The sequence below is a fragment of the Streptomyces sp. NPDC093064 genome (genome assembly GCF_044754605.1).
Taxonomy (GTDB): Bacteria; Actinomycetota; Actinomycetes; order Streptomycetales; family Streptomycetaceae; genus Streptomyces.
In genome coordinates this window covers 107,852-127,043 of the sequence record NZ_JBIVPK010000016.1, presented here as the reverse complement: position 1 = coordinate 127,043, position 19,192 = coordinate 107,852, and the positions used below count along the sequence as shown (strand labels likewise).

Here is a 19,192-nt window from a genome sequence, read left to right as displayed (position 1 = left end):
CGCCCCGCTGACCAGGGGCGAGCGGTCCGGCGGGCGGCCGGTGCAGTCCGAGCCTGCGGCTAACCTCGCGGGTATGAGTTCCTCGCCCGCCGAACTGGTCCGTGAGTTCCACCGTGCCTTCGGGCTCGACGCCCGCCCCACGCCCACCCGGGTGCCGCCGGAGCTCGCCGCCCACCGCGGGGAACTGCTCGCGGAGGAGGCGGCCGAGGTCGCGGAGGTCTCGGTCGGCGGCCCGCTCGACCAGCTCGCGCACGAGCTGGCGGACGTCGTGTACGTGGCGTACGGCACCGCCCTGGTGCACGGCATCGACCTCGACGAGGTGATCGCCGAGATCCACCGCGCCAACATGACCAAGCTCGGCCCGGACGGCCGGGTCGCCCGCCGCGCCGACGGCAAGGTGCTCAAGGGGGAGCACTACGTGGCGCCCGACGTGTCGGCCGTGCTGCGTCGGCAGGGCTGGGTCCCCGACGGCGCCTGACGCGGGCTGCGTACGTCCGAGCCGGCGGGCCATCGCGGGGAGGACCGGGCGCACCGCACGGCGAGCACCACCGCGAGCCCGGACAGCGTGGCCGCGTCCTTGAACGCCCGGCGGGTCGAGGCGTCCAGCTGCGGGAAGGCGAACTGGGGCACCTGCGGGACGAGCGCGACCCAGAACCACGGCGAACGCGTCACCGAGTCCGCCTCCAGCGCCCCGGCGACCAGCAGCGGCACCACGACGACCAGGTAGTGGTCGTAGGACGGCCGGGACACCAGGTAGGAGGCCAGCATCAGCAGCGCGGCCGTGTCCGCGAGCCGCGCCGGACCGGGATCGGCGCGCCGCCAGCGCAGCCGGGCGCAGAGCACACCCGCCGCCGCAGCGGCCAAAGCCAGCACCTGGGCCGGAACGGGCGGCAGCCCCAGCCGGGGCAGCACCGCCGGCAGGGAGGAGTCGAACGGCCGCATCAGACCGTCCCCGCCCTTGAGCAGGAAGGGCAGGGTGCGGGTGAAGAAGCCGCCCGGGTCCGGCATGATCAGGGCCGCGCCCAACGACAGGGCCAGGGGCACCGCCACCATCCAGGCCAGCGCCCGCCACCGCCGGGCCAGCACCAGCAGGACGACCACGGGCAGCAGCAGCGGCTTCACCGCCACCGAGAGGCCCAGGACCACCCCGGCCAGGTCCCAGCGGCCCCGGTCGGCCAGCAGCAGCGCCAGCGGCAACGCCAGGGCGCTGACCGCCGTCCAGTTCCCCAGGTTCACCAGGTGGCCGACCGGCGCCCAGCACAGCACCAGCCCCAGCAGCCCCAGCACCGCGAACCGGCTGCACGCCGGCCCCCGGAACAGGCGCACCGCACACCACCAGCCGCCCGCGATCAGCGCCACGCAGACCAGCGGCGCGGCGACGCGCACCACGGCCGTCGGCAGCGCGGCCTGCCCGGCGGCGAACAGCACGGCACTCGGCAGGTACAGGAAGCGCCGGTCGGCGTACGGAGCGCCGCCGCCCAGCCAGATCTGCCCGGCATGGACGACGAAGGCATTGTCCATGCCTCCCCGGGTGAACATGACGGCCACGCGCGCGGCGCATGCGCACAGGACGACGGCGAGGAGGGCGACCGGGACAGGACCGGCCGGCCGCAGCAGCCATGCGCGCAGCACCGCGGTCGGGGACACTTCCGGCGCGGGTGCCCGCAGGGCGTCACGAAGCTCCGTCACGCGTGTCATTTTGGGCCAGTTGCCCCCATGAGGGAGGAAGTGGCCGGTCGTGTCGCCGTCACGAGGGCGCAAAGCCCTCCGGCCGGGCCGCCGCTCCCGTGGATCCGCGCGGTGCACGGCCTTGCCCGGCCTGGAAGTCCGTGACGCCCCGGCCTGGAGGGCGTGACGCTCCGCCGTCCCGGGGCCGTCCGGGAACCACCTACCCTTGATGCATGACCAGCAGCAGCGACCGGAGCCCCGCAGTGGACGTTCAAGGACCCAAGAGCTACGAAATCCGCACCTACGGGTGCCAGATGAACGTCCACGACTCCGAGCGGCTGGCCGGCCTGCTCGAGGACGCCGGTTACGTGCGGGCGCCGGAGGGGGCGGACGGCGACGCGGACGTCGTCGTCTTCAACACCTGCGCCGTCCGGGAGAACGCCGACAACCGGCTGTACGGCAACCTGGGCCACCTGGCGCCGCAGAAGGCGAAGCGGCCCGGGATGCAGATCGCGGTCGGCGGCTGCCTGGCGCAGAAGGACCGGGACACCATCGTGAAGAGGGCGCCCTGGGTGGACGTCGTCTTCGGCACGCACAACATCGGCAAGCTGCCGGTCCTGCTGGAGCGCGCCCGCGTGCAGCAGGAGGCGCAGGTGGAGATCGCCGAGTCCCTGGAGGCGTTCCCCTCCACGCTGCCGACGCGGCGCGAGAGCGCGTACGCGGCCTGGGTCTCGATCTCTGTCGGCTGCAACAACACCTGCACCTTCTGCATCGTCCCCGCGCTGCGCGGCAAGGAGAAGGACCGCCGCCCCGGCGACATCCTCGCCGAGGTGGAGGCCCTGGTCGCCGAGGGCGTCTCCGAGATCACGCTGCTCGGCCAGAACGTCAACGCCTACGGCTCCGACATCGGGGACCGCGAGGCGTTCAGCAAGCTGCTGCGGGCCTGCGGGAACATCGACGGCCTGGAGCGGGTCCGCTTCACCTCGCCGCACCCGCGCGACTTCACCGACGACGTGATCGCCGCGATGGCCGAGACCCCGAACGCCATGCCGCAGCTGCACATGCCGCTGCAGTCCGGCTCCGACACGGTGCTGAAGGCGATGCGCCGCTCCTACCGGCAGGAGCGCTACCTCGGGATCATCGAGAAGGTCCGCGCCGCCATCCCGCACGCCGCGATCACCACCGACATCATCGTGGGCTTCCCCGGCGAGACCGAGGAGGACTTCGAACAGACGCTGCACGTCGTGCGCGAGGCGCGCTTCGCGCAGGCGTTCACCTTCCAGTACTCCAAGCGTCCCGGCACCCCGGCCGCCGAGATGGAGGACCAGATCCCCAAGGAGGTCGTCCAGGCGCGCTACGAGCGGCTGGTCGCGCTCCAGGAGGAGATCTCCTGGGAGGAGAACAAGAAGCAGGTCGGCCGCACGCTGGAGCTCATGGTCGCCGAGGGCGAGGGCCGCAAGGACGGCGCCACCCACCGCCTGTCCGGCCGCGCCCCCGACAACCGCCTGGTCCACTTCACCAAGCCCGAGCAGGACGTGCGCCCCGGCGACGTGGTCACGGTCGAGATCACCTACGCCGCCCCGCACCACCTCCTTGCCGAGGGTCCAGTGCTCGGTGTGCGCCGCACGCGCGCGGGTGACGCATGGGAGAAGCGCATCGCCGCCGAGGCCGCCCAGCCGGCCGGGGTCATGCTCGGCCTGCCGAAGGTGGGCGTTCCCGAGCCGCTGCCGGTCGCCGCGAACAGCGGCTGCGGCTGCGACTGACCCGTCGAGCGACCGGCCGCCCGACGACCGGCCGTCCGGCGCCGTTACCCTGCGGATCATGCTTGTCGCCGCCGCTGTCTGCCCCTGCCCGCCCCTCCTCGTGCCCGAGGTGGCCGCGGGAGCCGCACCCGAGCTGGACTCCGCCCGGGCCGCCTGCGCGGACGCGCTGGGCGTGCTCGCCGCCGCCCGGCCCGACCTGCTGGTGGTCGTCGGACCCGCGGAGGCCTCCGGGCGCGGCGTCTGTCCGGAGGGCACCCGTGGCTCGTTCCGCGGCTTCGGCGTGGACCTGGAGGTACGGCTCGGACAGGACACGGGTACCGGGGCCGGGCGCGAGCTGCCGCCCTCGCTGGCTGTCGCCGCCTGGCTGCTGGAGCGCACCGGCTGGTCCGACATCCCCGTCGAGGGACTCTGTGTGGGGGAGGCACTGGCACCCGAGCGGTGCGCGGCGGCCGGCCGGGACCTCGCCGCCCGGGCCGGCCGTGTGGCGTTGCTGGTGATGGGCGACGCCAGCGCGCGGCGCACGCTCAAGGCGCCGGGCTATCTCGACGAACGGGCCGAACCCTTCGACGCGGGCGTCGCCCGGGCACTGGGGGAGGCCGACACACCGGCTCTCCTGGCGCTCGACGTGGAGACGGCGCACGAACTGAAGGCGTCGGGCCGGGCCCCCTGGCAGGTGCTGGCCGGCGCGGCCGAGGGCGCCGGTCTCTCCGGCACGCTGCTCTACGACGACGCGCCGTACGGAGTGGGGTACCTGGTCGCGGCCTGGTCGTGAGTGAAACGCGGCGGACACGGCGGACGGCCGGGAGGCATCGCGCCTCCCGGCCGTCCGCCGACGCCCCTCAGGACGTGGGTGGCGGTCCCTCCGGCGGCGTCGGAGCGGAAGCGCCGCCCGGCTCCGTGCCGGTGCCCTGGTCCGGGCTCGTGCCCGCCTCCGGGGCCGTACGGGTCTCCGGGCTCGTCCCGCCCTTGTGGGCGAGCCGGTCCATGGCGTCCTTGGCCTTGCCCGTACCCGCGTGGATCCTGTCGCTGTACTTGCCCTTGGTCTTCTCGTCGACCACCTTCGCGGCCTTGTCGAGGCTCTGCCCGATCGTGCCCCCGTGGCGCTGGGCGAGATCCGACACCTTCTCCTTCGCCGGGCCGATCCTGGCCTTCATGTTGTCCAGCAGACCCATGGTTCACCTTCCCTGACGGGGCGGATTCCTTTCCCCCGGCGGTCGAGTTCCCCTCCGGCCCTTCGACCACCGAAGGAGTCGCGCAAAAACGCCCATACTCACTCGATACCCTACTCGTCCTACCCCGTCACCCGCCGTCACGCGACTCGTGCGAGGCACCTCCTGCGGGGTTTGGGAGACTGGTGCGGTGAGCAGCGCACCCTCCGCCCCCCGCGTCATCGCCGTCGTCGGCCCCACTGCGGCCGGAAAGTCCGATCTGGGCGTCTTTCTGGCCCAGCGCCTCGGCGGCGAGGTCGTCAACGCCGACTCCATGCAGCTCTACCGAGGCATGGACATCGGCACCGCGAAGCTGACGCCCGAGGAGCGCGGTGGCATACCGCACCATCTGCTGGACATCTGGGACGTGACGGTCACGGCGTCCGTCGCCGAGTACCAGCGGCTCGCCCGGGAGCGGATCGACGCGCTGCTCGCCGAGGGGCGCTGGCCGGTCCTGGTCGGCGGCTCCGGCCTGTACGTCCGCGGGGCCGTGGACAACCTGGAGTTCCCCGGCACCGATCCCGAGGTGCGCGCCCGGCTGGAGGACGAGCTCACGCTGCGCGGCTCCGGCGCGCTGCACGCCCGCCTCGCCGCCGCCGACCCCGAGGCCGCGCAGGCGATCCTGCCCAGCAACGGCCGCCGGATCGTCCGGGCCCTCGAGGTGATCGAGATCACCGGCCGCCCCTTCACCGCGAACCTCCCGGGCCACGACTCGGTCTACGAGACCGTTCAGATCGGCGTCGACGTCGCCCGCCCCGAACTCGACGAACGCATCGCGCGCCGGGTCGACCGCATGTGGGAGGCGGGGCTCGTGGACGAGGTGCGCGCGCTGGAGGCGCGGGGCCTGCGCGAGGGGCGTACGGCATCGCGCGCGCTCGGCTACCAGCAGGTGCTCGCGGCGCTCGCGGGGGAGTGCACGCTCGACGAGGCGCGCGCGGAGACCGTACGCGCCACGAAACGCTTCGCGCGGCGCCAGGACTCGTGGTTCCGGCGGGACCCCCGTGTGCACTGGCTGAGCGGGGCTGCGGCGGATCTCACAGAACTTCCGCATCTCGCCTTGGCGTTGGTCGAACGACCGGTTACAGCCTGATCACGTCATGGCATCGGGACGCCCAGGCCGTCATCCAGGCCTCCGGCGCCGTGCCATCATCAAGCTCGGATCGACCGAGTGAAGACCTAGTTGGGAGGGCGCGTGGCGATGGAGGCCGGCCCTCGCGACACCGCACAAGACACCGACCGCATCACCGTGGAACGCGGCGGCGCGGAACCGGACGACGGCTCGTTGAGCCCCGACGGGCCCGACGAGACGCAGGGCAGCGTGACCGCGGACGGCCCCGGGCCCGAGGAGATGTTCGCCGGGCCCGAGGTGGAGGTCGAGCTGCGCCCGCAGCGCCGGCTGCGCATCTGGCAGCTGGCCCCGATCGTGGGCCTGGCCGTCGTCGGCTCCCTGATGTTCGCCTTCCCGCTGGCCTTCGACGGCGACAACGGCGCCGTGATCGCCATGCTGGGGCTGCTGATCTGCTCCTGCTCGGCGGGCTGGGGCATGATGGCCGCCCGCCGCGTCGGCCACACCTGGCCGGGCCTGCCGCCGCGTGGTTCCGGGCGGCGCCTGGACTGGCGGGTGATCGGCGCGTACGCCCTCGTCGTCACCGTGGTCGTGGTGCTCGCCGTCTGGCGGGTCGCCCGGCTGCGCTAGGCCGCGCACCGGCCCCCGGCTTCACCAGGACCCGGGCACCGCCCGTACCGCGGACCGGCCCCGCGGCCGCTGGACATGATCACCGGGTCGCCGGAGCGACCCCGTACGATCGAGCCATGAGCACGCGCATCCCCTTCCTCAAGGGCCACGGCACGGAGAACGACTTCGTGATCGTCCCGGACCCGGAGAACGCCGTCGAGCTGTCCCCGGCGGCCGTCACCGCCCTGTGCGACCGCCGCGCGGGCATCGGCGGGGACGGGGTGCTGCACGTCGTGCGCTCCGCCGCGCACCCCGAGGCCCGCGGCATGGCGGCCGAGGCGGAGTGGTTCATGGACTACCGCAACGCCGACGGCTCCGTCGCGGAGATGTGCGGCAACGGCGTGCGGGTGTTCGCGCGCTACCTCCAGCACGCCGGACAGACGACGGAGGGCGACCTCGCGATCGCCACGCGCGGAGGCGTGAAGACGGTGCACATCGCCAAGGACGGTGACATCACCGTCGGCATGGGCAGGGCGAGGCTCCCCGAGGGGGACGTCACCGTGAGCGTCGGCGGGCGCAGCTGGCCCGCGCGCAACGTGAACATGGGCAACCCGCACGCGGTCGCCTTCGTCGACGACCTCGCCGACGCCGGCGACCTGTTCTCCCCGCCGCCCTTCAGTCCGGCCTCCGCCTACCCGGACGGCGTGAACGTCGAGTTCGTCGTCGACCGCGGTCCCCGCCACGTCGCCCTGCGCGTGCACGAGCGCGGCTCGGGCGAGACCCGCTCGTGCGGCACGGGCGCGTGTGCCGTCGCAGTGGCGGCCGCCCGGCGTGACGGCGCCGACCCGACGGCCACCGGGACCCCGACGACGTACACGGTGGACCTCCCCGGCGGAACGCTGGTGATCACTGAGCGGCCGGACGGCGAGATCGAGATGACCGGCTCCGCCGTGATCGTCGCCGAGGGCGAGATCGACGCGAAGTGGCTGGAAACAGCGGCCGGCTGACGGTCGGTCGGCTGGGTATCGCAGCCCGGACGGCCCATGGGAAGGTCATATGTATGCCCGGAGGCGGGTACGGGCGGCGAATCCACGGCTGACCGCCTGTCAGGTGACTGAAAGCCGTAAACCTCCTGGCCATCGCTCGAATGGGTGATCCGTTTCACGCTCACCGAGAGACGGCCGGTCGGGCGTGCTGGGCTCGGTAGCATCAATCACCGGCCCGGACGGGGGATCCGTAGCCAACCCCTGTGCCGCGTACGCCCTGGGGCGCCCCGTCCGCCGGTCCACGCAGCCGGAGGTGCCCATGAGTGCGGATGCCACGAATCCTGCGGCCCCGGGCCCGGTGGCTCCCGTGGGGCCACGGCGCAGGGCCCGCCCGCGGATCGACCTGCGCCGGCTCGGCCGTGCCGCACTGCTCGGCCCGGCCGCCCGCGACCGGCTGCCGGACGCCATCGGCCACGTGGCCGAGGCCCATCGCGCGCACTTCCCGGAAGCGGACCTCGAACCGCTGCGCCGCGCCTACGTCCTGGCCGAGTCCTCGCACCGCGGCCAGATGCGCAAGAGCGGCGAGCCCTACATCACGCATCCGCTCGCCGTGACCCTCATCCTCGCCGAACTCGGCGCCGAGACGACGACGTTGACCGCGTCCTTGCTGCACGACACCGTCGAGGACACCGACGTGACGCTGGACCAGGTCCGCGAGCAGTTCGGCGAGGAGGTCCGCTACCTCGTCGACGGCGTCACCAAGCTGGAGAAGGTCGACTACGGCGCGGCCGCCGAGCCCGAGACCTTCCGCAAGATGCTCGTCGCCACCGGCAGCGACGTCCGCGTGATGTCGATCAAACTCGCCGACCGGCTGCACAACATGCGCACCCTCGGCGTGATGCGCCCGGAGAAGCAGGCCCGTATCGCCAAGGTGACCCGGGACGTCCTCATCCCGCTCGCCGAACGGCTCGGCGTGCAGGCGCTCAAGACCGAACTTGAGGACCTCGTCTTCGCGATCCTGCACCCCGAGGAGTACGCGCACACGCGGGAGTTGATCGCGGAGAACGCGGGCCGCCCGGGCGACCCGCTCACCGAGGTCGCCGAGCAGGTGCGCGGGGTGCTGCGCGAGGCGGACGTTCCCGCCGAAGTGCTCGTCAGACCACGGCACTTCGTCTCCGTGCACCGGGTCTCCCGCAAGCGCGGCCGGCTGCGCGGCTGCGACTTCGGACGGCTGTTGGTGCTGGTGAGCGAGGACGCCGACTGCTACGCCGTCCTCGGTGAGCTGCACACCTGCCTGACGCCCGTCGTCTCGGAGTTCAAGGACTTCATCGCCGTACCCAAGTTCAACCTGTACCAGTCGCTGCACACCGCCGTGGCCCGCGAGGACGGACAGGTCGTCGAAGTCCTCATCCGCACCCACCAGATGCACAAGGTCGCCGAGGCCGGGGTCGTCGCGCTCGGCAACCCCTACGCCCCTCCCGCGGAGGAGCACTCCGCGAGCGACGGCGAGCGCGCCGACCCCACCCGCCCCGGCTGGCTCTCCCGCCTCCTCGAATGGCAGCGGGCCGCGCCGGACCCCGACACCTTCTGGTCCACCCTGCGCGAAGACCTCGCCCAGGACCGCGAGATCACCGTCTTCCGGCCCGACGGGGGCACCCTGGGCCTGCCCGAGGGCGCCACATGCGTGGACGCCGCGTACGCCCAGTACGGCGAGGACGCGCACGCGTGCATCGGCGCCCGCGTCAACGGCCGCCTGGCGACGCTGAGCACCGTCCTGAAGGACGGCGACACCGTCCAGCTCCTGATGGGCCAGGACCCGGCCTCCGAGCCGTCCGAGGAATGGCTGGACCACGCCCACACCCCGGCCGCCCGCATCGCCATCCAACGCCGTCTGGCCACCCGTCAGCCCGCCCCGGACCGGGCCCAGGACGCCGCCGGGGACGCCGCACCGGCCGCGGACAGCCCCGTGCGTGCCGGCTCCGCCGCGGCCGAGCGGGCCGCTGCGGATTCCGGCACGCCGCCGATTCCGATGCCCGCCGGAGCGGCTCCGCCGGCCGGGCTCGACGTGCCGGCCGCCTTCGGGCCGGACACGGCGAGCGTCGTGGTCGTCGGCCGGCCCGACGCGGCCGCACGGCTCGCGGGCTGCTGCACGCCCGTGCCGCCCGACGAGATCACCGGGTTCGCCGTGCGCGGGGGAATGGTGACCGTGCACCGCGTGGAGTGCGCCGCGGTCGCGCGGATGAGGAACGCGGGGCGCGCGGAGTTCGGCGTGCGCTGGGGGGAGACCGCCGCGTGCCGTGTCACGCTGCTCGCGGAATCGTTCGGCCGCCCCCACCTGCTGGCCGACCTCACCGAGGCCATCGCCCTCGAGGGCGTCGAGATCGTCTCCGCGACCGTGGCCCCGCCGGCCCAGCAGCGCGTCCGCCACACGTACACCCTCCAACTCCCCGACGCGGCCGGGCTCCCGGCCCTGATGCGCGCGATGCGCAACGTCCCGGGCGTCTACGACGTGAGCCGCACCCAGCCTCAGCCGCCAGGGGTGTGAGCGGTAGGCTCCCGCGCCTCCGCGGCCCTCGGCGTGCTCCCGTGGGGCTCTTTCGGGTGGGTTGGACGCGCGTCGGCGCTGTGGGGCGGGTGGCCGCTGGTAGCCGTGGTCCATGCCGCTCAGCCTTGGATCACGTGTCCCCCGTCGCCTGAAGGCGACACTCCTCGCGTCCGCCGTCTCCGTCTGTCTCGTCGCCGCGAGCGCTCCGGCCGAGCCGCTGGGCGTCGGTGACCGGCTCTTCCCGTACCTGGGCAACCCCGGGTACGACGTGTCGTCGTACGACCTGTCGTTCACCTATGGCGGTGACAACGGCAAGCCGCTCCAGGCCGTCACCACGATCGACGCGTGGGCCACCGAGAACCTGGAGCGCGTGAACCTCGACTTCGCGCACGGCACGGTCGACGCCGTCGAGGTCGACGGCCTGCCGGCCGAGTTCACCACCGCGGGCGAGGATCTCGTGGTCACCCCGAAGATCCCGCTGTCACAGGGCAGTTGGATGCGCATCACCGTGCACCACACCAGCGACCCCGTGCCCATGAAGGGCCGCGACGGCGGCTGGGTCCGCACCGCGGACGGTCTCGCCATGGCCAACCAGGCCGACGCCGCCCACATGGTGTTCCCGTGCAACGACCATCCCTCGGACAAGGCGATGTTCACCTTCCACGTCACCGCGCCCGACGGGTACATGGCCGTCGCCAACGGCCTCCCGGCCGGTGTCACCCGGACCGGCGGAACGACGACCTGGACGTACCGCACCCAGCACCCCATGGCCACCGAGCTGGCTCAGGTGTCCATCGGCCGCTCCACCGTGGTGCACCGCACCGGCCCGCACGGCCTCCCCCTGCGCGACGTCGTGCCCACCGAGGACCGTGAGGCGCTCGAACCGTGGCTGGCCAGGACCCCCGACCAGATCGCCTGGATGGAGAGCAAGGTCGGGGCGTACCCCTTCGAGACGTACGGCGTGCTCATGGCCTCCGCCGCCACCGGCTTCGAACTCGAGACGCAGACCCTGTCCCTCTTCGAGAAGAAGCTGTTCACCGAACCCGCCCTCCCCCGGTGGTATGTCGAGTCGATCATGGTGCATGAGCTGTCCCACCAGTGGTTCGGCGACAGTGTCAGCCCTCGCACCTGGTCCGACCTGTGGCTCAACGAGGGCCACGCCACCTGGTACGAGGCCCTGTACGCCGACGAGAAGGCGAAGAGGCCGCTGGAGACCCGTATGAAGGCCGCCTACGGCGCCTCGGACCGCTGGCGCGAGGCCGGCGGACCGCCCGCGCTGCCCAAGCCGCCGAAGCCCGGCCAGAAGATCGGGGTCTTCCGCGCGAACGTCTACGACGGCGCCGCGCTCGTCCTGTACGCGCTGCGACAGGAGATCGGCAAGCCGGACTTCGAGCGCCTGGAGCGCGCCTGGGTGCGGGCCCACCGGGACGGCACGGCCACCACGGCCGACTTCGAGCGCCTGGCCTCGGGTATCGCCGGACGTGACCTGAGTGGCTTCTTCCAGGCCTGGCTGTACGGCGAGAAGACCCCGCCGATGCCCGGCCACCCCGACTGGAAGCCCGCCCCGCCGCCTCGGGCGGCGAAGAAGTGAGTGGACGTGAACGGAGGCGAATGGACGTGGCGGGACGCGAATGGAGGAACCCGATGGTGGCACCCGGAGGAATAACGCAGTGACGAGACGGGCCGTACCGTGCGACCATCTTCAGACCGGCGCCGCACGGGGCCACGGGAATCTCCCGGGGCGCCCGTACGTTGTGACCGGTGAAGGACTCTCCCACCACGTAAGGACCAAATGACCTCCTCTTCTTCCTCTTCCCAGTCGTTTGAGGCGTCCCAGGACGGCAAGCGCCTCGCGCACTCCTACCCCGAAGGTCTCCGGGCCGATGCCCTGATGGAAGAGGACGTCACCTGGAGCCACGAGTTCGACGGAGAGCGGGACGGCGATCAGTTCGACCGTTCCGAGCGGGCGGCGCTGCGCCGTGTCGCGGGCCTGTCCACCGAGCTCGAGGACGTCACCGAGGTCGAGTACCGCCAGCTCCGCCTGGAGCGGGTCGTGCTCGTCGGCGTATGGACCTCGGGGACCGCGCGGGACGCGGAGAACTCCCTGGCCGAGCTGGCCGCCCTCGCGGAGACCGCGGGCGCGGTCGTGCTCGACGGCGTCATGCAGCGCCGTGACAAGCCGGACGCGGCCACCTACATCGGTTCCGGCAAGGCGAACGAGCTGCGGGACATCGTCGTGGAGACCGGCGCGGACACCGTCATCTGCGACGGTGAGCTCAGCCCTGGCCAGTTGATTCACCTCGAGGACGTCGTCAAGGTCAAGGTCATCGACCGTACGGCCCTGATCCTGGACATCTTCGCCCAGCACGCCAAGTCCCGAGAGGGCAAGGCGCAGGTCGCGCTCGCCCAGATGCAGTACATGCTGCCGAGGCTGCGCGGCTGGGGTCAGTCGCTGTCCCGGCAGATGGGCGGCGGCAGCGGCGGCGGCCTCGCCACACGCGGTCCCGGTGAGACCAAGATCGAGACGGACCGGCGGCGGATCCGCGAGAAGATGGCGAAGATGCGCCGGGAGATCGCGGAGATGAAGACCGGCCGCGAGATCAAGCGCCAGGAGCGGCGCCGCAACAAGGTGCCCTCCGTCGCCATCGCCGGCTACACCAACGCCGGCAAGTCCTCCCTGCTCAACCGGCTCACCGGCGCGGGTGTCCTGGTCGAGAACGCCCTGTTCGCGACCCTGGACCCGACCGTGCGCCGGGCCGAGACCCCGAGCGGGCGGCTCTACACGCTGGTGGACACCGTCGGCTTCGTCCGGCACCTGCCGCACCACCTGGTCGAGGCCTTCCGCTCCACCATGGAGGAGGTCGGCGACTCCGACCTCATCCTGCACGTGGTGGACGGCTCCCACCCCGACCCGGAGGAGCAGCTGGCCGCGGTGCGCGAGGTGATCAGGGACGTCGGCGCCACCGACGTACCCGAGATCGTCGTGGTCAACAAGGCGGACGCGGCGGACCCGCTGGTGCTCCAGCGGCTGCTGCGGATCGAGAAGCGCTCGATCGTCGTCTCGGCCCGCACCGGGCAGGGCATCACTGAGCTGCTCGCGCTGATCGACAGCGAGCTGCCCCGGCCGTCCGTCGAGATCGAGGCGCTGGTGCCGTACACCCACGGCAAGCTGGTCGCCCGTGCCCACACCGAGGGCGAGGTGATCTCCGAGGAGCACACCGCGGAGGGCACCCTGCTCAAGGCCCGGGTGCACGAGGAGCTCGCGGCGGAACTGGCGCCGTACGTGCCCGCCACCGCGCTCTGACCCACAACCGCACGGCCCGAGGGCCCGCCCCCTGTCGAAGGGGGCGGGCCCTCGGCTTCGTCACCGGGTCACCGGCCGCCGTAGGTCCTGCTCATGTTCTGGTACAGCGCCTCCGCGCCCTGCCCCAGCTGCGGACCCGCCAGCCAGGTGTGGTCCGCCGGGCCGATCGAGGTGTTGGACACCAGCTTCGTCCTGCCGTCCACCACACGGAACCAGCCGCCGCCGGAGGAGCCGCCGGTCATGGTGCAGCCGATGCGGTACATCGTCGGGAGCGACGGGCTGAGCGACAGCCGGCCCGGCCGGTCGACGCAGCGGAACATGTTCAGACCGCTGTACGGAGGCGCGGCCGGGTAGCCCCAGGCGCCCATCGTGGCGACCTGCGCCGCCGGCGGCGCGGAGAAGTCCACGTCCAGCGCCGCCCCGACGGTCTCCTCCAGCGAGCGGGAACCGGACTCCGGCTTCACGTGCAGCACGGCGTAGTCGTACGCGGCGCCCGCGCCGCCCGTCTCCGCACCGCCCTGGATCCACTGGTTGGAGGTGGATGCCCAGTCCGCCCACCAGGCGCCGTACGGGGCGACCTCGGAGGCCTTCACGTTGCTCAGCTGCGGCGCGGACTTGCCGAGGTCGTTGTAGGCCGGGACGAACGCGATGTTGCGGTACCAGCCGCCGTCCCGGCCGGCGTGCACGCAGTGGCCGGCGGTCCACACCAGGTTGGACTTGCCCGGGTGGTTGACGTCCTTGACGACCGTGCCCGAGCAGACCATCGAGCCCTGGGGCGAGTCGAAGAAGACCTTGCCGACCGGGGCGGCGTTCTCGTGGTACGGCGTCTTCTCCGCCTGCGCCCGGACCGGCCGCGGCGCCGGGTCGCTGACGCCTTGGTCGGCGACGGCGTCCTGGGTGGAGACCGTCTTGTCGGCCTCCTGGGCGGACTTCATCCGCTCGGGCTGCCACAGGCCCTTGATCACCGGGTTGACGAAGTCCTTGGCCTCACTGAGCCACTTGTCCTTGTCCCAGTCCTTCCAGCCGCCGCGCTGCCACTTGTCGACATCGAACCCGTGCTCCTTGAGCTTGTCCGCGATGTCGGCCGGAATCCTGACCTTGCCGTCGTCGCTGCCGCTGTCCGCGGACTGCGAGGCGGCGGCGTCCGGCGTGCCGGCGGCGTCGGCCTTGCCCGAGCCGTCGCAGGCGGTGGCGGTGAGCGCCAGGGCCGCGACGAGCCCGGTGGCGGCCAGGACGGTGCGCCGGCGCGCGCGCCGGGGCGTGGCGGAACCAGGTATGAACTGCATGGTGCGATGAACCCCCGTTGATCGGTGTGAAATGCCGTGCGCCCGGCCCGAGCGCCGAGCGCCTTTGGCTTCATGCGCTTGTCATCCGGGCGTTTCCGTGCGGAGCCGTCCGGAGCGGCACCCCACTATGCCCAGGGAATCGAGTGCGAACGGCGGCGGGACGGTGAAGGTTCCCGTGAGACACCCCGCCGCCTTCGGCCTGCCTACTGTCCTGCGAACTTGCCGCTGACCGCGTCGTACACGTCCTTGGCCGCCGGGCCCAGCCGCGGACCCGCCAGCCAGCCGGCCGTCACCGGACCGATCGAGGTGTTGGAGACCAGAGCGGGCTTGCCGTCCGAGCCGGTCGCGACCCAGCCGCCGCCGGAGGAGCCGCCGGTCATGGTGCAGCCGATGCGGTACATCGTCGGGTCCGAGGCGTTCAGCGACAGCCGGCCCGGCTTGTCCTGGCACTGGTACAGCCGCTGCCCGTCGTACGGCGGCGCGGCCGGGTAGCCGGTCGCGGTCAGGCTCCGCACCTGGGGCACGGCCGGGGCGGCGAAGTCCACGGGCAGTGCCGTGCCGACCGTCTCCTCCAGCGACTTGCCGGCGCCGCCCTGCTCGGGCGTCACGTGGATGACGGCGAAGTCGTAGGCGGCACCCTGCCCGCCGGTCGGACCGCCCTGCTCGATCCACTGCTCCGAGGTCTGCGCCCAGTCTCCCCACCACACGCCGAATGGTGCGACCTCGTCCTTGCCGGCGTTCTGCAGTTCGGCGGTGCTGCGGCCCGCGTCGTTGTACGACGGCACGAAGGCGATGTTGCGGTACCAGCCGCCCTTCTTGCCGGCGTGCACGCAGTGGCCGGCCGTCCACACGAGGTTGGACTTGCCCGGGTGGGCCGGGTCCTGAACGACCGTCGCCGAGCAGACCATCGTGCCCTCGGGGGAGTCGAAGAACACCTTGCCCGCCGTCGCCGCGTTCGCGTGGTACGCCGGCGGGACCGCACGCGCCCTCACCGAGGCCGGGGTCGGGTCGGTGACACCCTGGTCGCCGGAGAGGTCGTTGTCGTCGATGCCCTTGTCCGGGTCCTTGGCGCGGCGCATCCGGTCGGGGTCCCACAGGTCCTTGATGATCGGGTTGACGAAGTCCTTCGCCTCACGGAGCCAGTCGTCCTGGTTCCAGTCCTTCCAGGCGCCGTTCTTCCACTTGTCGATGTCGATCCCGTGTTCCTTGAGCTTCTTCCTCAGGTCGTCCGGGATCTTGATCTTTCCGTCGCCGGTTGCGCCCGTGTCGTCGGCGGTCGCGACGGCGGTGGGCCGGTCGTCGGCCTTGCTGTCGCCCGAGTCGCAGCCGGTGGCGAAGAGCGCGAGCACCGAGGCCAGGGCCACGGAGGTCAGCACGGGTGAGGTTGTGCGGCGGGCGCCCCCTCCTCGACGAGCGTTGAAGAACGGGCGTATGGGTCGCATGCTCTGACTCCCCCTGCTGTGAACGGACTTGCTCCTTGCCATCGCGCTCTCACCGTGAAATCAGGCCCAGTTCACCCTGGTCCCATGGTGTGCGCGAACGGCACCACACACTATGCGGTCGGCGTGGGGGACCGCCGACGGAACGGCAACGGTTTCGCTACGGGCAGCGGTTGCGCCACAGGCTGTCTGGTCTGGCAGTTCGTCCGATTCCCGCCCCTCAACGCACCCGTGGGGCGTGCGCCACGGCACCGTCGTCACCGCAGAGGCGGGTCAGCGTCTCGACCGTGTCCCGCAGGCCCACACAGCGCGGGAAGCCCCCGCAGGTCCGCCGCTCCCAGCCCGGGCCGGCGGGCAGGACGGCAGGCCGCCTGCGCGCACCCGGCGCCCCCCATTCCAGAGCCGCGACGTGCCGCGCCAGCGGCACCGACGCGGTGGAGCGGGCCTGCGACCACAGGACCACGGCGGTCGGGCCCGTGCGCCGCACGCAGGCGATCAGCGCCTCCACCGGCACCGCGGCGCCCAGCATCCGGGTCGGCACCCCGCGCTCGCCCAGCGCCGCGTTCAGCGCCTCCAGGGGGAGGGAGTGCTGCTCACCGGGCGCGCAGGCCAGCACCACCGGCGGAGCGTCCACCTGCGCCGCGGCGCGCGGCAGCAGCAGCGGTGTGCTGCGCAGTGTGCTCGACACCTGCCAGGACAGCAGGTGCTCCACCTCCACGTACCGGTCGCCGGACGACTCCCACTTGCGGCCCACCGCGCGCAGGGTCGGCACCATCACCTCCTCCCACGCCACCGTCAGCCCGTACCGTCCGATCGCTTCCAGCAGCCGGCGCTCCAGCTCCGGCGAGTCCAGGCGCACCGCGGCGCGGGCCAGGCCCCGGCACTCCAGCCGCACGTCGCCCAGCGGCAGCCCGCCGCCGGCGCCCCCGCGGCGGGGCGGCTCCTCCGCCCCGGACGACGGAGCAGGCCGGTCGGAGGCCACGGCGGCGGCCGGTTCGGCACGCCCGGCCGGGCCGCGCCCGAAGCGGGTCACCCGGGCGGCCTCGGCGGGTGGCGCGCCCGCCGCCGTCAGCCGGCACATCTCCTCCACCATCGCGACGTCCTGCGGGCTCCAGCGGCGGTGCCGTCCCCGCGCCCGCACGGCGGGCCCCAGACCGTAGCGGCGGTCCCAGGAGCGCAGGGTGGTCGGGGAGACGCCCAGGCGGCGGGCCAGAGCGCCCGTGGTCAGCCCCGCCGCGGGCGGTGTTTCGTCGCTCATGTCCCCGCACCTCGCTCGGCCGGCTTCCCTTGCGATTCCCATTGTCCGATGCGAGACCGATGCGAGTTACCTCCCGCCGCATGGTGATTTGCCTGCCGGCGCACGGTGATCTGCCTCCCGGCCTCTGATGTTTTGCCTCCTGCCCCTCCCGCCCCCTGCCGTCGCACGCCGGCCTCGTGCGGGCGCGGGCCGTGAGTGGTCTCGTGGTCTCGCCAGGTCCGGCCGAGGACGCCGACGAGCAACGCTCCACGACCGCAAGGATCTTGAGCGCACCCGTAACCGTGCGGACCGGACGGGGTTGTAGCGGTGAGGGTCCTGATGTCTGCGTCCGGGACCCCGTGCCGCGGGCGGCGAATCGCCCCCGGCGGCGTGAGGCCGGCACCTTGCATCAGTGGCAGGCCGACGCTCTGGGACAGCGGGAGGACAAGGACCGTGACCGTTACGGAGTCTGCGCCCGGAGGCTGCGCGTCGGCGGGGGCGCGCGCCTCGTTCGAGGGGATCCTGCGGCGGCAGTCGGCGCGCGAGTCGGCGGCACGCACCTATGCGCGCGCCCTGCCGATCGTGCCCGTCCGGGCCCGCGGGCTCACCGTCGAGGGCGCGGACGGCCGCCGCTACCTGGACTGCCTCTCGGGCGCGGGCACCCTCGCCCTCGGCCACAACCACCCCGTCGTCCTCGAAGCCATCCGTGAGGTCCTCGACTCGGGCGCGCCCCTGCACGTCCTCGATCTCGCCACACCCGTCAAGGACGCCTTCGTCACCGAGCTGTTCCACACTCTGCCGACCGGACTCGCCGACCGCGCGCGTGTGCAGTTCTGCGGGCCGGCCGGCACGGACGCGGTCGAGGCCGCCTTCAAACTCGTCCGGGCCGCCACCGGCCGCACCGGAATCCTGGCCTTCTCCGGCGCCTACCACGGGATGACCGAGGGGGCGCTCGCCGCCTCGGGCCACGCCACCGACGTACGGGTCGCGCGCCTGCCCTACCCGCAGGACTACCGCTGCCCCTTCGGCGTGGGCGGCGCGCGCGGGGCCGAACTCTCCGCCCGCTGGACCGAGTCCGTCCTGGACGACCCGAAGTCGGGCGTACCGCTGCCCGCCGGGATGATCCTCGAACCCGTCCAGGGCGAGGGCGGGGTGCTTCGAGCCCCGGACGACTGGATGCGGCGCATGCGCCGCATCACCGAGGACCGGTCCGTCCCACTGATCGCCGACGAGATCCAGACAGGGGTGGGCCGCACGGGCGCCTTCTGGGCGGTGGAGTACAGCGGTGTGACGCCGGACGTGATGGTGCTGTCCAAGGCCATCGGCGGCAGCCTTCCGCTGGCGGTCGTGGTCTACCGCGACGACCTCGACGTCTGGGAACCCGGCGCCCATGCGGGAACGTTCCGCGGCAACCAACTCGCCATGGCCGCGGGCACGGCCACCCTGGCCCACGTCCGGGAGAACCGCCTCACCGAACGCGCGGCATCCCTCGGCTTCCACATGCTGACCCAACTCCGCGACCTGGCCGGTCACTTCCCCTGCGTCGGCGAGGTACGGGGACGCGGGCTGATGATCGGCCTCGAACTGGTGAACCCGGAGGGGGACCCCGAGAGGGACAGCGGAGCCGGCGTCAGCTCGGACCGGGTCTGCCCCACGGGCTCAGGTGCCGATGCCGGGAACGTCGGCGGGGGTGGCGGTGTCGATGACACCCCGGGTGCCGGGCCGACGTTGCCCCGCGTCCGGGAGCCCCTTCCCGCCGCACCCGAACTCGCCGCCGCCGTCCAACGGGAGTGCCTGCGGCGGGGCTTGATCGTCGAACTCGGCGGCCGCCACGCAAGCGTCGTACGGCTCCTCCCTCCGCTGACGATCACCGACGAGCAGACCGCCGCGGTCCTCGGCCGACTGGCCGATGCGGTCGACGCGGCGGCCCGGAGTCACACCGGCCGAGACGGTCAGGAGTGCGGGACCCCTCGGAGACCGCCGCGACCCGCCGGCCATTCGGAAGGCACGGGGTAGCGCCCCGCGGCCGCGATAGTCGGCGGGCGCCCCGGGGCGAGCAGGTCCGAGCCGACGCCGGCCCC

15 protein-coding genes are annotated in these 19,192 nt (G+C 72.8%); 10 read left to right on the top strand and 5 right to left on the bottom strand.

Annotated elements, in window-relative coordinates; translation table 11 throughout:
* Window positions 1–73: 73 nt before the first annotated feature.
* Window positions 74–478, top strand: a complete 405-nt coding sequence (locus ACIQFZ_RS21125) for a MazG nucleotide pyrophosphohydrolase domain-containing protein (RefSeq protein WP_365423863.1) — start codon at window positions 74–76, stop codon at window positions 476–478.
* Here the strand turns inward: ACIQFZ_RS21125 and ACIQFZ_RS21120 are convergent.
* Window positions 415–1,689 carry a glycosyltransferase family 87 protein gene (locus ACIQFZ_RS21120; protein ID WP_402691874.1) on the bottom strand — a complete coding sequence of 425 codons (1,275 nt, stop codon included), beginning with the start codon at window positions 1,687–1,689 and terminating at the stop codon, window positions 415–417. The genes ACIQFZ_RS21125 and ACIQFZ_RS21120 overlap by 64 nt on opposite strands.
* 212 nt (window positions 1,690–1,901) lie before the next feature.
* Here ACIQFZ_RS21120 and miaB point away from each other — a divergent pair, with 212 nt between their 5' ends.
* Window positions 1,902–3,431 (top strand): tRNA (N6-isopentenyl adenosine(37)-C2)-methylthiotransferase MiaB, encoded by a 1,530-nt coding sequence (miaB, locus tag ACIQFZ_RS21115; protein ID WP_402691873.1) that lies wholly within the window; start codon window positions 1,902–1,904, stop codon window positions 3,429–3,431.
* A gap of 58 nt (window positions 3,432–3,489) precedes the next feature.
* Complete coding sequence (locus ACIQFZ_RS21110) at window positions 3,490–4,203, top strand: class III extradiol dioxygenase subunit B-like domain-containing protein (RefSeq protein WP_365423869.1); 714 nt, start codon at window positions 3,490–3,492, stop codon at window positions 4,201–4,203.
* Between the two features lie 67 nt (window positions 4,204–4,270).
* Here ACIQFZ_RS21110 and ACIQFZ_RS21105 read toward each other — a convergent pair whose 3' ends face one another.
* Complete coding sequence (locus ACIQFZ_RS21105) at window positions 4,271–4,603, bottom strand: antitoxin (protein WP_402691872.1); 333 nt, start codon at window positions 4,601–4,603, stop codon at window positions 4,271–4,273.
* Window positions 4,604–4,790: 187 nt separating this feature from the next.
* Here ACIQFZ_RS21105 and miaA point away from each other — a divergent pair, with 187 nt between their 5' ends.
* The 6 genes from miaA to hflX all read left to right on the top strand — a co-directional run bounded on the left by miaA (window position 4,791) and on the right by hflX (window position 13,149).
* A complete protein-coding gene (miaA, locus tag ACIQFZ_RS21100; RefSeq protein WP_365423874.1) occupies window positions 4,791–5,729 on the top strand; it encodes a tRNA (adenosine(37)-N6)-dimethylallyltransferase MiaA in 939 nt (312 codons plus the stop codon).
* 108 nt (window positions 5,730–5,837) lie between these two features.
* Window positions 5,838–6,335, top strand: a complete 498-nt coding sequence (locus ACIQFZ_RS21095) for a hypothetical protein (protein ID WP_365423889.1) — start codon at window positions 5,838–5,840, stop codon at window positions 6,333–6,335.
* A gap of 116 nt (window positions 6,336–6,451) precedes the next feature.
* On the top strand, window positions 6,452–7,321 hold the full coding sequence (dapF, locus tag ACIQFZ_RS21090; RefSeq protein ID WP_365776368.1) for a diaminopimelate epimerase: 870 nt from the start codon (window positions 6,452–6,454) through the stop codon (window positions 7,319–7,321).
* Between the two features lie 298 nt (window positions 7,322–7,619).
* A complete protein-coding gene (locus ACIQFZ_RS21085; protein ID WP_402691871.1) occupies window positions 7,620–9,845 on the top strand; it encodes a RelA/SpoT family protein in 2,226 nt (741 codons plus the stop codon).
* Between the two features lie 112 nt (window positions 9,846–9,957).
* Entirely contained in the window at window positions 9,958–11,436 is a 1,479-nt protein-coding gene (locus ACIQFZ_RS21080) for a M1 family metallopeptidase (RefSeq protein WP_383061437.1), read from the top strand.
* 201 nt (window positions 11,437–11,637) lie between these two features.
* Window positions 11,638–13,149 (top strand): GTPase HflX, encoded by a 1,512-nt coding sequence (hflX, locus tag ACIQFZ_RS21075; RefSeq protein ID WP_402691870.1) that lies wholly within the window; start codon window positions 11,638–11,640, stop codon window positions 13,147–13,149.
* 68 nt (window positions 13,150–13,217) lie between these two features.
* Here hflX and ACIQFZ_RS21070 read toward each other — a convergent pair whose 3' ends face one another.
* The 3 genes from ACIQFZ_RS21070 to ACIQFZ_RS21060 form a co-directional block, all read right to left on the bottom strand.
* Entirely contained in the window at window positions 13,218–14,435 is a 1,218-nt protein-coding gene (locus ACIQFZ_RS21070; protein ID WP_402691869.1) for a trypsin-like serine peptidase, read from the bottom strand.
* A 203-nt stretch (window positions 14,436–14,638) separates the two neighbouring features.
* On the bottom strand, window positions 14,639–15,877 hold the full coding sequence (locus tag ACIQFZ_RS21065; protein WP_365776362.1) for a hypothetical protein: 1,239 nt from the start codon (window positions 15,875–15,877) through the stop codon (window positions 14,639–14,641).
* A 217-nt stretch (window positions 15,878–16,094) separates the two neighbouring features.
* Entirely contained in the window at window positions 16,095–17,132 is a 1,038-nt protein-coding gene (locus ACIQFZ_RS21060) for a MerR family transcriptional regulator (protein WP_383061440.1), read from the bottom strand.
* 432 nt (window positions 17,133–17,564) lie between these two features.
* Between ACIQFZ_RS21060 and ACIQFZ_RS21055 the strand changes: the two genes are divergently transcribed.
* Window positions 17,565–19,127, top strand: a complete 1,563-nt coding sequence (locus ACIQFZ_RS21055; protein WP_383061441.1) for a diaminobutyrate--2-oxoglutarate transaminase family protein — start codon at window positions 17,565–17,567, stop codon at window positions 19,125–19,127.
* Window positions 19,128–19,192: the final 65 nt, after the last annotated feature.